The 13,885-nt window shown below is 36.6% G+C and carries 11 protein-coding genes; 3 read left to right on the top strand and 8 right to left on the bottom strand.

What is annotated here, in order from left to right:
• Positions 1 to 262: 262 nt before the first annotated feature.
• The 6 genes from ACOVQ4_RS07465 to ACOVQ4_RS07440 form a co-directional block, all read right to left on the bottom strand.
• Positions 263 to 1,639 (bottom strand): lactate utilization protein B, encoded by a 1,377-nt coding sequence (locus tag ACOVQ4_RS07465; protein WP_421820027.1) that lies wholly within the window; start codon positions 1,637 to 1,639, stop codon positions 263 to 265.
• Between the two features lie 28 nt (positions 1,640 to 1,667).
• A complete protein-coding gene (locus tag ACOVQ4_RS07460; protein WP_421820026.1) occupies positions 1,668 to 2,408 on the bottom strand; it encodes a (Fe-S)-binding protein in 741 nt (246 codons plus the stop codon).
• A gap of 240 nt (positions 2,409 to 2,648) precedes the next feature.
• Positions 2,649 to 4,052 (bottom strand): FGGY-family carbohydrate kinase, encoded by a 1,404-nt coding sequence (locus tag ACOVQ4_RS07455; RefSeq protein ID WP_421820025.1) that lies wholly within the window; start codon positions 4,050 to 4,052, stop codon positions 2,649 to 2,651.
• 146 nt (positions 4,053 to 4,198) lie between these two features.
• The gene (locus ACOVQ4_RS07450; protein ID WP_421820024.1) at positions 4,199 to 5,473 is read right to left on the bottom strand and encodes a TIM barrel protein; all 1,275 of its coding nucleotides are present in this window, start codon (positions 5,471 to 5,473) and stop codon (positions 4,199 to 4,201) included.
• A 33-nt stretch (positions 5,474 to 5,506) separates the two neighbouring features.
• Complete coding sequence (gene rhaM / locus ACOVQ4_RS07445) at positions 5,507 to 5,821, bottom strand: L-rhamnose mutarotase (protein ID WP_421820023.1); 315 nt, start codon at positions 5,819 to 5,821, stop codon at positions 5,507 to 5,509.
• Positions 5,822 to 5,901: 80 nt separating this feature from the next.
• Entirely contained in the window at positions 5,902 to 8,046 is a 2,145-nt protein-coding gene (locus tag ACOVQ4_RS07440) for a bifunctional aldolase/short-chain dehydrogenase (protein WP_421820022.1), read from the bottom strand.
• 390 nt (positions 8,047 to 8,436) lie between these two features.
• Here ACOVQ4_RS07440 and ACOVQ4_RS07435 point away from each other — a divergent pair, with 390 nt between their 5' ends.
• Positions 8,437 to 8,781, top strand: coding sequence for a thioredoxin family protein (locus tag ACOVQ4_RS07435; protein WP_421820021.1), 345 nt, complete (start codon positions 8,437 to 8,439; stop codon positions 8,779 to 8,781).
• Between the two features lie 255 nt (positions 8,782 to 9,036).
• Here ACOVQ4_RS07435 and ACOVQ4_RS07430 read toward each other — a convergent pair whose 3' ends face one another.
• Positions 9,037 to 10,470, bottom strand: a complete 1,434-nt coding sequence (locus ACOVQ4_RS07430; protein WP_421820020.1) for a replication initiation protein — start codon at positions 10,468 to 10,470, stop codon at positions 9,037 to 9,039.
• Positions 10,471 to 11,672: 1,202 nt separating this feature from the next.
• Here ACOVQ4_RS07430 and ACOVQ4_RS07425 point away from each other — a divergent pair.
• Complete coding sequence (locus ACOVQ4_RS07425; protein ID WP_421820019.1) at positions 11,673 to 12,629, top strand: ParA family protein; 957 nt, start codon at positions 11,673 to 11,675, stop codon at positions 12,627 to 12,629.
• Positions 12,630 to 12,638: 9 nt separating this feature from the next.
• Positions 12,639 to 13,559 (top strand): hypothetical protein, encoded by a 921-nt coding sequence (locus tag ACOVQ4_RS07420; RefSeq protein WP_421820018.1) that lies wholly within the window; start codon positions 12,639 to 12,641, stop codon positions 13,557 to 13,559.
• A gap of 134 nt (positions 13,560 to 13,693) precedes the next feature.
• Here ACOVQ4_RS07420 and ACOVQ4_RS07415 read toward each other — a convergent pair.
• Positions 13,694 to 13,885, bottom strand: a 192-nt coding sequence (locus ACOVQ4_RS07415) for a hypothetical protein (protein WP_421820017.1), incomplete at its 5' end; no start/stop codon positions are given.

The following is a 13,885-nucleotide window of genomic DNA, read 5'->3' as shown; positions in this document are numbered from 1 at the left end:
ATGATAGTTGGACGACCTGCTTGGGTCAGATAAGTATTAATGCAGAATTGTGAATCTAGATTACCGCCTCAATATATTTGATAAACAAGTAATTATCCCTCACAAACCACGCTTACCTGACTAGATACTTAATTAAATTAAATAAAAAGGTAAGAAAAGAAGGCGGGTGGAAAACCTCTCACCCAATCCGACTTTTACACCTCACTATGTCATGGATAAACTCCAAATTTTGCATTGCCTTTTGGCACTCCTTTCGGATTGACTAAGATTTTTTATTGTTCAGATACCATTCTCTAAAGGATTCTTTTGGAGGCTCTGGCATCTCTCTATTTTTGAACCATGGATTTAATCCATTATTAACAACAAATGGGATATTTCGCATAAACCATCTCCCGACTTTACCTCCTGTTTGATAAACCGCTGGATTTGATAATGTAAAGGTCATTGCGCCCATCCCTAGTTTTTTGGAAGTAGTGGCATAACCCTCTTTTACAATTACCTGACGCCATTTATAAAGTTGGTCATGAATATCTATCTTAACAGGACATACATTCGAGCACGAACCACATAACGTCGAAGCAAATGGTAAGTCTGCATTTTTGCGCATATCCAAATTAGGCGCTAAAATAGAGCCAATCGGACCCGCAACGGCATTGTGATAACTATGACCACCACTACGACGATACACAGGGCAAGTATTCATACAAGCACCACAACGAATACACTTCAACGAGTTACGAAAATCCTCACGACCCAGCTGCGTCGAGCGACCATTATCGACAATCACAATGTGCATTTCTTGTCCTTCACGAGGCTTCTTGAAATGACTTGAATAAGTTGTAATAGGCTGACCAGTAGCACTTCGTGCCAACAATCTCAAAAATACCCCAAGGTGTTCACGACGAGGGATTAACTTTTCAAAACCCATACAGGCAATATGTACATCAGCTAAGTGAGCGCCCATATCTGCATTTCCTTCGTTGGTACAAACCACAAACTCGCCTGTTTGAGCTACAGCAAAGTTTACACCAGTCAGCGCTATCTTACGTGTTAAAAACGTTTCGCGTAAATGATGACGCGCAGCTTCAGTAAGATATTGCGGATCTTTATTTCCTTTTTCGGTACCTAAATGGATATGGAAAGTTTCACCAACATCCTCTTTTTTCAAGTGAATCGCAGGCAAAACTATATGACTTGGTGGCTCATCACGCAACTGCACAATGCGTTCTCCCAAGTCAGTATCAATTACCTCAACACCATTTTTGGCTAAAAAATCGTTTAAATGACATTCTTCGGTAAGCATCGACTTACTCTTAACCATACGAGTAACGCCGTGCTTAGCAATAATACCATGAACAATCTTATTGTGCTCCTCAGCATCGGCTGCCCAATGAACGTGGACACCATTAGCCAAAGCATTTTTCTCAAACTCGACTAAATAGTCGTGCATATTTGACAGCACGTTATGCTTGATGTTCGAAGCAGTAGTTCGCAACAATTCCCAATCAGGAATATTATGAGCAGCTTTATCTCGCTTACTTCTTACAAACCAAAGTGTTTCGTCATGCCAACCTACACGCTCTTTGTCTTGATTAAATACCTCCGAGGCCTTGCTATGTTCAAGAACTTTAGATTCCATATCTGATTACTTAAATTGGGAGCAAAATCTATTTGACTGTACTATTTAATATTTCCGCAATATGTATCACTTTCACAGGGCTTTGTTGACGGCGAAGTATTCCTTCCAAGTGCATCAAACAAGACATATCTCCTCCTGTTATAAATTCAACATTCTTGTCTTCATGGTCTTTAACACGATCTTGCCCCATGCGCACCGAAATGGCTTCTTCGGTCACACAGAACGTACCACCAAAACCACAACATTCGTCCTTTCGAGATAATGAAACCAAATCCAATTGTTTGACTTGATTCAATAATTGCTCTGGTTTTGAAAAAAATGGAGCATTTAACTCAGACATTTGTGCCAGTTTCAACCCACGCTGACCATGACAACTTTGATGTAAACCAACTCTATGAGGGAAATTGGCTTCAAGATTTTCCACCTTTAAAACATCCGTCAAAAACTCAACCAATTCATAAACACGTTTACGAATCGTTGAAGCTTTATCTTCTCTTTTTTCGTCGTGTAAGTGTTCTTTGATATGCAAAGTACAACTTCCAGAAGGGCAAACGATATAATCAAAACCCTCAAAATTATCGATAAACAAAGAATTACAACCTCCTGTCAAATGTTCAAACCCTGAATTAGCCATTGGCTGACCACAGCAAGTTTGATTTAAAGGAAAATGAACCTCACATCCCAATTTTTCGAGCAACTCCAAAGTTGCCACTCCTATCTGAGGATAAAACTGGTCAACATAACAAGGAATGAATAAGCCAACACGCATAATCTTGGATATTTCATATTTGTGAAATTTAAGAATTTCACCTTTATATTAATTGAAACAAATGACACTATACTAAAAAGAGTTTTTTAGAAGAACTAAAAAAGTACAGAATCAAGCTTTTTTGTCTAAAAATCAATATTCGAATCGACTTTTTTAAAATAACTATATAAATAAGGTATTTTTATAGAAAACTACTCTTTGGAAAATTAGTTTTCTATTTCTTAGAAAAATAATATCAAATCAATTCTTTGGTAAAAGCGTTGGCTGACAAGCATAATACTTCAAATCAATTAAATCTCCTGGTAAAGCTTTTGAATTCCAATGTTTATGAATTGCCAAAGCTGCACCCAAAGAACTTGCTTGCGCCATAGATGCTGCAAACACCTCTAATTCAGGAAAAGCCGCAGCCAAAAGATTCATAAATATTGGATTTTTACTAAAACCACCATCGACAAAAACTCGCTTGACAGGATAATTATGCAAGACCAACTCTGTAGATATTAACTGTTGTGTCATAATATCCAACATCAATTGATGGTAAGCTTCCTCAACGGATGAATAATCTGCTAATTCACGATGCTCGAACAAAGAACTTTTTAAAAGTTCGTATTTATTGTCCTCATCCGAAACATCTGGGCTTTGAGCATTTTTCAATCGCTCGATGACTTTAGCCTCATAAGCGACAGTTTTGAAGAAATCATTTTCGACTCCAAAATGCTGTGCAATACGCTTAGTTTGAATTTCATGCTCATAACCCGAAAACAAACGAGAAGCTTTTACGGGCTTGCCTTGATAGTGCATATAACACAAACAGTCATATTGCAACTCTTCAAAAGTAAGCGGAATATCATTGAACGGGTTCAAGGTAATACTCCATGTTCCTGTTGAAAGCAAAATAAAAGGTTCTTGAAAATTGATCAAATAAGGAATCAAAGCCGAAGAACTATCATGTAAGCCTACCCCTACAGAAATCGATTTATCTTCATCTTCTAATTTTACTACCTCATCCGAATAGAAAAGTGTTGGAAGCTTTGTTTCAATTTTCTCACGAGAAGTCCATTCATGGTACTTCTGTGCCCTAAAATCCCAGAGATTGGTATGGCAACCAATACTGGTTATATCAGAATAATATTTTTTTGTAAAGAGGCTATGTAAAAACTGAGGCAAGTGAAGACAATATTTTACTTGCTCAAATATTTCAGGTTTCTGGTATTTCAAACGATAAATCTGCATACCAGAATTAAGAGAACCTAACACTGGAGATGCTGTTCTTACGGCAAATTCTTCTTCACCCCCATAAGTATCATAAAACTTTTTTTGCAACTCAGGCGAATAAGATTTTAGATAATTATAAAGTGGAGTCAATACATTTCCCTCTTCATTTACATAGACAAAACTAGCCCCATAAGTAGAAAAATTAAGCGCATTTACGACGAAATTATCTAAACCTAGCACCTCATTCCATGATTCCAATACCCACGACTGCAACAAGTTCACATCCTCACAAGCATCCCCATCCTCGTCGACCGTTTCGGGGAATTGCATACTTTTTTCCCAAACAATTTGGTATTGTTCGTCAAATAAAAACAGTTTTTTATTGGTCTTGCCAATATCAAAAATTGCGCAAACTGGTATTGGATTCATATTTCGGTAATGAATTTTAAAACAGCCTAAGGCCTCACAGATATGTCAGTAAATGAAGGGAAGAATATTCCCGAGTAATTTGTTGCTCGGGAATATAAATTCTAAAGTATATAGGAAAGGTAGAAAAAGATTTTCTACCCAAAATCTTACAAACCAGTAGATACGGTTTTCAAACCGCGTTCAGCAATAAGGTTTTCTCTTACTTTCAACTCACGGTATAGTGCTACAGGATTCAAAGCAGCACCAGCACGCAAGCGAGCCTCAGCAACGATAGCACGCACATCTGTACGGAATGCATTTTGAAGAATTTCTTGAGCACGAACAACATCGTTGTTTTCTTGAGCGTCTTCTAAAGCTTTTCTGTCTACAGAAAGCGCTTGAGCATAAGCAATCATGATAGCCTCAACAGATTGTAACAAATCCTCTAAAGGATCTTTTACATTGTGAGATGCATCAATCATCCAGCCCAAATCTTTAGCGTGATTCATACCACGAGCATCCATACCTTCCACTAATTCATTGAAAATCAAGAATAATTGATAAGGTTTTACAGAACCAGCGGTTAAATCGTCATCGCCATATTTAGAATCGTTAAAGTGGAAACCACCCAACTTTTCTTCCATCAACAACAATGATACAATTTGTTCGATGTTAGCATTTGGCAAATGGTGTCCCAAGTCAACCAAAGTATAGGCTTTATCTCCCAATTTGCGAGCATACGACAACGATTGTCCCCAGTCTCCTACCGTCATAGAGTAGAAATTCGGTTCAAAAGCTTTGTATTCAACAAAGATTTTCCAATCATCTGGTAAAGCTGCGTAAATTTCTTGCAAACTTTCCAAGGTATTTTGATAAGCCTTTCTAAAGTTCAATTGACCAGGGAAACAAGAACCATCAGACAACCAAACTGTCAATGAATCAGAACCTAACTCGATACCATGCTTAATTACCTCGATATTGTGGTCGATAGCCTGCTTACGAATCGCCTTGTTTACATTTTGTAAAGAACCAAACTTGTAAGTATATTCTTGATCAGCCTGATCTTGAAATGTATTTGAGTTTACAGCATCAAACTTCAACCCATGCTGGGCTGCCAAAGCACGAATAGCCTTTGCGTCGGTAGGAATATCCCATGGAATATGCAACGAAATAGCCCCAGAAGCCTTGTTTAAAGCGTGCAAAAGACCAACATCTTCAATTTTTTCTTCCAAAGAACGAGGCTCACCGCCACCCGCAAATCGTCCGAAACGAGTACCACCAGTTCCTAAAGCCCAAGAAGGAATAGCAATTTGGAAGTCAACAAGTTTTTGAATGATTTCTTCAGTTCCAGCGATTTCAGAGCGAGTAAACGCCAATTTATTTTCGTGGCCTTTCAACAAAGAGTCGTTGTGTGAGGCAATTTTGTATGATTCGAGTAACATGAGATGTTTCTGTTAAAATTCGGATAGTTTGTCCTAAGGTAAATGAAATACATCAACGAGTGGTACACTTACTGGGGAGTTATCTGGATTGGCATCCATGATATCGCCCATATATTTCCACCACTTTTGCATAACTGGATGTTTAGGAAGTTCATCCATTAATGCAGGATTTTCAATTTTTAATATACCAAACAAGGCAAATGTGTCTGGGTCAAGGAAAATTGAATAATCTTCAATTCCTATGCTTTTAAGCAATTCTACTAATTCAGGCCAAATTTCGTCATGACGACGCTTATATTCCTCGACCTGACCTTGATGCAATTGCATTTTGAAGGCAACTCGTTTCATAATTTATTGAATGATTGAGCAAATGAGTAAATGAATGAATTTGTTCACAAATCACCCATCTACTCATTTGCAAAATAAAACTATCTATAGAAGCCCATTGAAACACCACCATCCACATTCAAGGCATTTCCTGTTGATTTACTCAACAAACCACCTACAAACGCAAAACAAGCATTGGCAATGTCAACTGGCAAAATGATTTCGTTCAATAAAGTACGTTTTGCATAATATGCTGGCAATTCTGCTACTGTAATACCATACGCTTTTGCACGACCTTCAGCCCAACCACCTGCCCAAATATTTGAGTCAGAGATAACCGCATCAGGGTTTACAGTATTTACACGAATTTTGTCAGCACCTAATTCTGCCGCCATTAGTCTTGTCAAATGCGCCTGTGCTGCTTTAGCCGAACCATAACCAGGGTTGTTTGGTCCTGCAACTACTGCATTTTTCGAAACAATATTTACGATATCACCACCAAAGCCTTGTTTACGCATTACTTCGATACCTGCTTTAGAAACGATAAATTGACCTTTCACCAAAATATCATATAATCTATCCCATTCTTCCAAACTATGTTCAGCTATAGATTTAGAAATACTAATACCTGCGTTATTGACAACGATGTCGACACCACCAAACGCCAAACAAGCGTTATTCAAAGCTTGCTCAGTGCTTGCAGCATCCGTTACGTTCAACAAAGTAGAAGCAACAGCATCTTTTCCAAAAGTTTGAACAAACTCAGCTTTTGCACCTTCTAAGCGCTCTTCGTTGATGTCGTTGATAATAACACAAGCGCCTTCTTCAGCAAATTTCTTAGCAATAGCTTTGCCAATCCCACCAGCAGAGCCCGTCACTAATGCAACACGACCTGACAAAGCTTTTGGTTTAGGCATTCTTTGCAATTTTGCTTCTTCCAACAACCAGTATTCAATATCAAAAGCCTCTTGACGTGGCAATGAAGTATATTCAGAAACAGCCTCAGCACCTTTCATTACATTCACAGCGTTAATGTAATATTCGGAAGCCAAACGAGCCGTAGTTTTATCTTTTGCAAAAGTAAACATACCTACACCAGGGTAAAGGATTACAACTGGGTTCGGGTCGCGCATAGCTGGCGAGTTATCATGCTTACAGGTGTTGTAATACTCTGTGTACATAGCACGATATGCCTCAAATGCAGGAGTCAATTGAGCTTTGATACCCGCTACATCTGACAAATCTTCGTTCGGAGCCAATTCCAATACTAACGGAGAGATTTTTGTACGCAAGAAATGGTCAGGACAAGAAGTACCAAGTGGAGCTAATTTCTCTAAATCATTAGAATTAATGAATTCCAATACACGAGCATCATCCGTGAAATGACCAATCATTTGACGTTCTGAAGAGCAGAAACCACGCAAAATTGGAGCAACTTTAGCAGCTTGTAATTTACGATCTGCCTCTGGCAAACTTTCAATTTTAGCTCCTCCAAATACTGGGCGAGTTTTACCGTAGTTAGACTCTAAATATTCAGCACATTTTTCAATTACTTCCAACGTGTTGATATAACTTTCGTAAGATGTGTCGCCCCAAGTAAACAAACCGTGAGAACCCAGCATGATACCACGAAGTTTGATTCCTTTCGCAGCGGCTTCTTCCAAACAAGCACGTAACTGCAAGCCTAGGTCGAAACCTGGACGTTGCCAGCCTACCCAGCCAATCTCGCCGTTGAATAACTCTTCGGTAATTTTTTGGCCATCTTTTGCTGCTGCAATAGCAATCGCCGCATCTGGATGAAGGTGGTCGATATGAGCAAATGGAAGGAATCCATGAAGAGGCGTATCAATTGATGGCGCTTTTGAATCCAAATCAAAAATACAATGGTTGAACAATGCTACCATTTCATCTTCAAATTCGATTCCACGATATACATTTTCCAATGAACGAAGTCTATCTACGTACAACGCAGCACAACCACTTTTTTTCAAAGTACCGATGTCACCACCCGAACCTTTAATCCACATGATGTCCGTTTCCTGACCTGTTAATGGATCCACATCTTTGAGTTTTACAGAAGTGTTACCACCACCATAGTTCGTCAAACGAAGGTCGGCACCCAACATGTTTGAACGGTAAATGAAAAGAGCTACTTCATCGCCTGCCAAGGCTGCTGCTTTGGCATCGTCCCATAAATAGCTTACATGCTTAAATTTAGTTGCATCCACTGTTGAAATCGTTGTCATTGTTTTTTGGTATTTGGTATTCAAGCGAATTTGCACCGCTTTTGAATAGATTGTTTTATTTCTGTTTAAAGGGTATCTAAAGATAGATTTAATTTTTTTCTATTGAAATATTCAACAAAACATCTCTATCATTTATTCTATATCGAATTGTTTTTTTCTTAGATAGCACAAACTTAACAGTTGTAATTCAGTCAACTTTCCTTTACCGTCCTGTATCATAACAAAAAATAAACATAAGTAATTGATTTACTTATATTTACATTGTTAAAATATTTTACTTTTTTATAAAATTGTTTTATTTAGCTATTCAAAAACCCCTCTTTTGAGATAAATACCACTTTCTTTTATGATAAAAAGCTTAATTTTGACATGGATACAAGATGAATTACTATGAAAAAAAAGTCGACTGAACTACCTACTTCTCTCGAAGCTCTAATTAATGCCAAAACACCACTCTTGTTGGTATTTCATGCGCAATGGTGTCAGCCTTGCAAAGGACTCGCTCCAATCTTAACTGATTTGAGCAAACAGATGGGTGATGGGATATTGATACAAAAAGTAGATGTGGATAGAGAAAAAAATATTAGCGACTACTTTGGTGTAAAAAGTATGCCGACACTATTTTTGTTTCAACAAGGGGAGCTTGTCTGGAAACACGTAGGAATTATCACTAAAAATTCTTTGGAGCATGTTATCAAAACGAAGACCACCAAACCTTATTTACTCAAAAAATAAGAGCGTCAATTGTTTCTATTCAAGTTAAGTAAGTAAAAGGAAAGATTTGACTATAACCTTTTGATTATGAATATCTTCAAATAACCAATATACTGTTAACCAATAACGTTTTCCTACTTAAACAAAATTAGAGTTAAGTTATGTGTTCTAGGCACAAGGCAAAGAGTGGTAAATTGTTTTTAGTATCGATCGATATGTTTTGCCGAATGCCCATAGCAGAAAGCTCAAAAATTAAATTAATTCTTGCGCACCTCATCAATACGAAAGCCTTAATCCTATTGCTTTGGCTTTTTCATGATATTCGTCTTTAATGTAGCCAAAAACAGGATAATCAGCCTCCAAAATGTTCATTACAATTCCGTAGAATCCCGTACCCAGATTAAAATAATTGAGAAAGGTATCCAATGAAATTTGTCCACCACAAAACTTGATGTAACTATCATATTGCATTGAACCTAATAAATTACCACTAATTCTTCCCAAAATAGATGTATATAATTGCGGATTTTGAGTAAGAATCTGGTTAGCTTCAATTCGCTTTGCATTGGTGTATTCTTCTAAGAGTTCATCTTTTTTTAATTGTTGCTCTTTTTTTATTTGAGCTTCAGCTTTTTTAGCAACTTGTATTCTTTTGGCTTCTTCTTTTCTTTTGATTTCTTGTTGTTGTGCCTGCATCAAATCAGGGCTCTTTACTAAGGTTGTAAGGTATCCTCCAATGTTTTTGAAAGTTTTACCCGCAAGTAGTTCTTTCTTGACATGGTCTATGGCCAATTGGATTTGCTCAACAGCAAACTGCTCCAACCACTCTCTTACTGTTTGCTGGGAGATTGACCAATCCTTTACTTGCTCAAAAATTAAATTGAGTGTTTGATTTGCTTCTATTTCGATCGACTGAGCAATCAAGGGCAATGGGTTGGGTAGCTCCTTGAAACTCGCTGATATCTGGTCCACTAAAGGCATGTCGTCAAGTTCTTCTAATTTATTTTTTTTGACAACAAATCTCAATTTCACAACTTTTTTCCCCTGCTTAATCTCAGAGAACTCGAAGTACAATTCAGAGTTCTTCATCAATTCATTCTGAGCCTGTACGACTACTTTCATTTTAAAGTCAAAATAGTTTTTGTACTTGTGCTCGATGTTAAACATTCTTTTGAGTTTATCTACCTCAAACTCAAAGGTACCTATTTTTTCTTTTTCCTTACAGATTTCATAAAATCGCATAGCGTATGAGCTATCCAATCTGAGTATATTACGGATGTCAAGTACGGTGAAGTTCTCTTTAAGTTGTAATAAAAAGGGCTTAAGAAGATTGGGAAACTCCAAGATAAAATATCCTTCTTTCTTAAAATATACATAACCGCTTATCAGGTGTGAGTCTAATTCTATTCTATCGTCTTTGTAATAGACCTTTTTGTCAATCATCTTTTTAACCTCCTGCTGAAGGTGCGAATATAAACTACCACCTTCTACACCAGTAAATTTTTGAAAGTCTTTGACAGTTATGGTGAGGGGCACAAAACTTTCTTTGCTAATGTCTAACAACGATAGCATGTATATAAAAAGCTTCATTTGAGTTGGGGTTAACTCAAAACGCGCTTCTATCAAGGGATTACCTTTGACAATCCGGTAGGGATCTTTGGTAACACTGTCCAAAGCTTGCTCTCTTTTCTCTATCTTCATATCTTCCATGACTTTAGGGAGTCTGAGTATGATTCACTAATAAGCTTATAATGAAATACTTACTTTAGTATTAAGACCCACAATTCATAAATTGTCACATTCTACGATTTCCGTGTATTATTTTACAAAAATAAGAGGAATCTGAAAAACTGCATTACAAAAACTACTTTTAATTTTTACAGGTAGTTTTAAGCACCATAAAAGTAGTTTTAACACACCATAAAAGTAGTTTTAAGCACCATAAAAGTAGTTTTAACACACCATAAAAGTAGTTTTAAGCACCATAAAAGTAGTTTTATGGTGGTGTAACAAATTGATTTTCAATAAGTTACGCACACCGAAAAGATATAAAAGAATAAAAAGATTTAAAAGACAACAAAGGGAATTGTTGAAATTTTAAAGTTTTTTTTATTAAAAAAATGCAAAAAAAGTCTTCTAAAAGTAGTCATGAATAAAAATGGTAAAAGAAAAAATTTGAAAGCGCCAACACCATAAAAGTAGTTTTTAAAAAGCGTAATCATATACCAGTTAACACCATAAAAGTAGTTTTTAGGAATTATCCAACTGTTTAATTGACACCATAAAAGTAGTTTTTGACAAAGCTTTTTTTTTATCCCCAAGCACCATAAAAGTAGTTTTTAGAAATTGTATAAAATTTGGCTAACACCATAAAAGTAGTTTTATTGAAAGAATGATTTTCCGTGCCACACCATAAAAGTAGTTTTTGACAAGTTCTCATCGTATTATGAAGACACCTCTGGGTATAGATTATTTTTTGACACCATAAAAGTAGTTTTTATCCTTAAATCTATGGATAAATATTTAGCACCATAAAAGTAGTTTTTGACGGGAGAAAATGGACATTTCACTGATTGCCATTTGCTTTGAGCAATATCTCACAAGCGCCCGGCAAAAGGCTCATAGACATCCACAACAAACACATGAAGTTCCTAAAAGTACAGCTTGGAGCATAAAATCTATGAAGGGTAAAATTAAATAATCAAGCTTACGGAATTCAATACAACTATTTACAAACAGATTTAAAACCCTATTGACTCATACCTCTATCGTACAACCTAAATCATGCCCATTATGCTTACATGTGTATTATTCTTCCCATCTTCTCAAAAAAAATAAAATATACTATTTTGTATCAAAAGTGATACTTTTTCGATATATTTGTATGAAATAAAATACAAAATAAACAACCTATGATTAGCCAAGAATTAGTCCTAAAATTCTTAAGACATAATCCAGCACTTTCTGTTTCAACTGTGGAAAAGGAGTCATCCTTACCCAAAGGAACACTCACCAAAGCAATAAGTGGAGAGCGAAATCTAAACGACCGACATCTCGCCGCACTATTTCCTGTTTTGACTAAATATGGATACTCACCCAACTTATATCAAAACGCACGCGTAATCTCAATTATCAATCATAAAGGAGGAGTTGGCAAAACCACCACCACGGGTTCTTTAGGAGAGGCACTAGCAAGAAAGGGATTCAACGTATTGTTGATTGATATGGACCCCCAAGGAAATTTATCGCAAATACTTGGCGTTGACACACCTGACAAACAAGTTGTAGATGCTTTATTAAAAGCCGATGAATTGCCAGTAGTGAATATAGCACAAAACCTCGATTTAAGTCCCTCTGATATTGATTTAGCCAAAGCCGAAATCGAATTAATTATTTCTCTGGGTGGTGTTTCTAGGTTAAAAAACAAGCTCGTACCATTGATGGAGCAGTATGATTACATCTTGATTGACTGCCCACCTTCGCTCAATGCCCTAACCTCTTCAGCTTTAATTGCTTCAAAAAGCTGTTTGATTACCTTGCAGCCCGAAATCTCAGCTGTAAAAGGACTTAATACCCTCCTTGATAGAATATCGGAGGTCAGAACAAGCTGGAATCCAGCCATCGAAATTGATGGAATTGTTTTCACAATGGTAAAGAAAAACTCTGTACATGATGGCGTAAAAGAGCACGTTCGTGAAAGCATGTCACAGTTTAGGGTTTTCAGAACCGAAATAAAACATCTAGTTGATTTTCAAAAAGCCCAAATCGAGCAGAGTACCATTTCGAAGTTTGCCGAAAACTCGGAAGCAGCCAAATTGTATCGAGAATTTTCGGAAGAATTTATACAGTACTTACAGATAGTAAAATAGAGAAATCAGATGAAGACAAACTTTAAAGATATTATTGCTTCCAAAACCAAACAAGCATTGGGTAGTAACCTTATTTCTCTTGAAGCTATTAAGCAAAATATTCAAATTTTAGATGAATTGCGCGATTTTATTCCTCCATTAAGCCACGACGAATCTTTGCAATTAGAACAGAATATTCTTAAATATGGCTGCAAAGATGCTTTATTAGTTTGGGAAACTTCTGCAGGAATGGCAGGGTTGGGAACAAGCCAGGATGCTACCCCAGTCTATATTCTTATAGATGGACATAATAGATTTCGTATTTGCCAAGCGCATCAACTCAATTTTAATATACAACTCCTTTCTTTTTCTTCACTCAAAGAGGTAAAGGATTACATGATAGATTTGCAGTTGGGACGCCGTAATCTTACGCCACAACAGGCATCTTATTTCAGAGGTTTACGCTATAACAATGAAAAGACTGAGCGAGGTAAATACGACCGTATTACTGACGAAGGACTTATTAACGTCGATGATTATTTTGAGAGTAAACGTGTAAAAGTTTCTACCGCCTCCAAATTGTCGGAGGAATACAAGGTTAGTCCTGCCACAATACGTCGTGATGCCGAATTTGCAGAAGGATTAGGAAAATTATCCACTAGTCTACGAAACGAAGTACTGGCAGGAAATCAAAATATTGAAAAAGGACTATTACAAAAAGTAGCTAAAGTTAAAGAATTGCCTAAACCCATTGAAAGCACTGATGAATTGGTAACAGTATTACAAACTAGTGGTCTGGTAGATAAAACTGAAATAGTTCCAATCGACCATCCGCTTGTTGATTGCTCCAATGAAATTATAGCTCTTGTAAAGAAAATTGTTAATGCTAAAGACAAAGAAAAGCTGAACGATTTAAAAAATCTAGTGAGCAAGTTGGAAGAATTACTTTAGTAAACATTAGTGATCCCGAATTTAAGATTGGCATAATTCTCCAAGTTTTCTTCACAAAGCGGTCGGAAAATATTTTCCGACCGCTTTTTTGATGGATGTTACTATGCTAGAATTTTACTCAGTTTGATAAGCAATCATTGCGTTTCTACTTCAAGAATAAACCTTTGAACATAATCGTCCAATTGCCAAATTAGGGAAGCTAATGTTTTGTTTTCATTCATAGTGCTCAAAATGAGCATTATGATTTGAATATTTTTAAGCAATCTCATAATGCTCAAAATGAGCATTATGGTTTGAATATTTTCGAGTAATGTCATAGTGCTCAA

Origin of the sequence: Flectobacillus sp., assembly GCF_049240685.1 — a bacterium.
Lineage (GTDB): Bacteria > Bacteroidota > Bacteroidia > Cytophagales > Spirosomataceae > Flectobacillus.
This window is presented reverse-complemented; position numbering and strand designations above follow the sequence as displayed.

Excerpts from the sequence above, each read along its gene's own strand:
- ACOVQ4_RS07455 (WP_421820025.1), bottom strand. The coding sequence starts at position 4,052 with ATGAATCCAATACCAGTTTGCGCAATTTTTGATATTGGCAAGACCAAT.
- ACOVQ4_RS07430 (WP_421820020.1), bottom strand. The coding sequence starts at position 10,470 with ATGGAAGATATGAAGATAGAGAAAAGAGAGCAAGCTTTGGACAGTGTT.
- rhaM (WP_421820023.1), bottom strand. The coding sequence starts at position 5,821 with ATGAAACGAGTTGCCTTCAAAATGCAATTGCATCAAGGTCAGGTCGAG.
- ACOVQ4_RS07450 (WP_421820024.1), bottom strand. The coding sequence starts at position 5,473 with ATGTTACTCGAATCATACAAAATTGCCTCACACAACGACTCTTTGTTG.
- ACOVQ4_RS07460 (WP_421820026.1), bottom strand. The coding sequence starts at position 2,408 with ATGCGTGTTGGCTTATTCATTCCTTGTTATGTTGACCAGTTTTATCCT.
- ACOVQ4_RS07465 (WP_421820027.1), bottom strand. The coding sequence starts at position 1,639 with ATGGAATCTAAAGTTCTTGAACATAGCAAGGCCTCGGAGGTATTTAAT.
- ACOVQ4_RS07435 (WP_421820021.1), top strand. The coding sequence starts at position 8,437 with ATGAAAAAAAAGTCGACTGAACTACCTACTTCTCTCGAAGCTCTAATT.
- ACOVQ4_RS07440 (WP_421820022.1), bottom strand. The coding sequence starts at position 8,046 with ATGACAACGATTTCAACAGTGGATGCAACTAAATTTAAGCATGTAAGC.
- ACOVQ4_RS07425 (WP_421820019.1), top strand. The coding sequence starts at position 11,673 with ATGATTAGCCAAGAATTAGTCCTAAAATTCTTAAGACATAATCCAGCA.
- ACOVQ4_RS07420 (WP_421820018.1), top strand. The coding sequence starts at position 12,639 with ATGAAGACAAACTTTAAAGATATTATTGCTTCCAAAACCAAACAAGCA.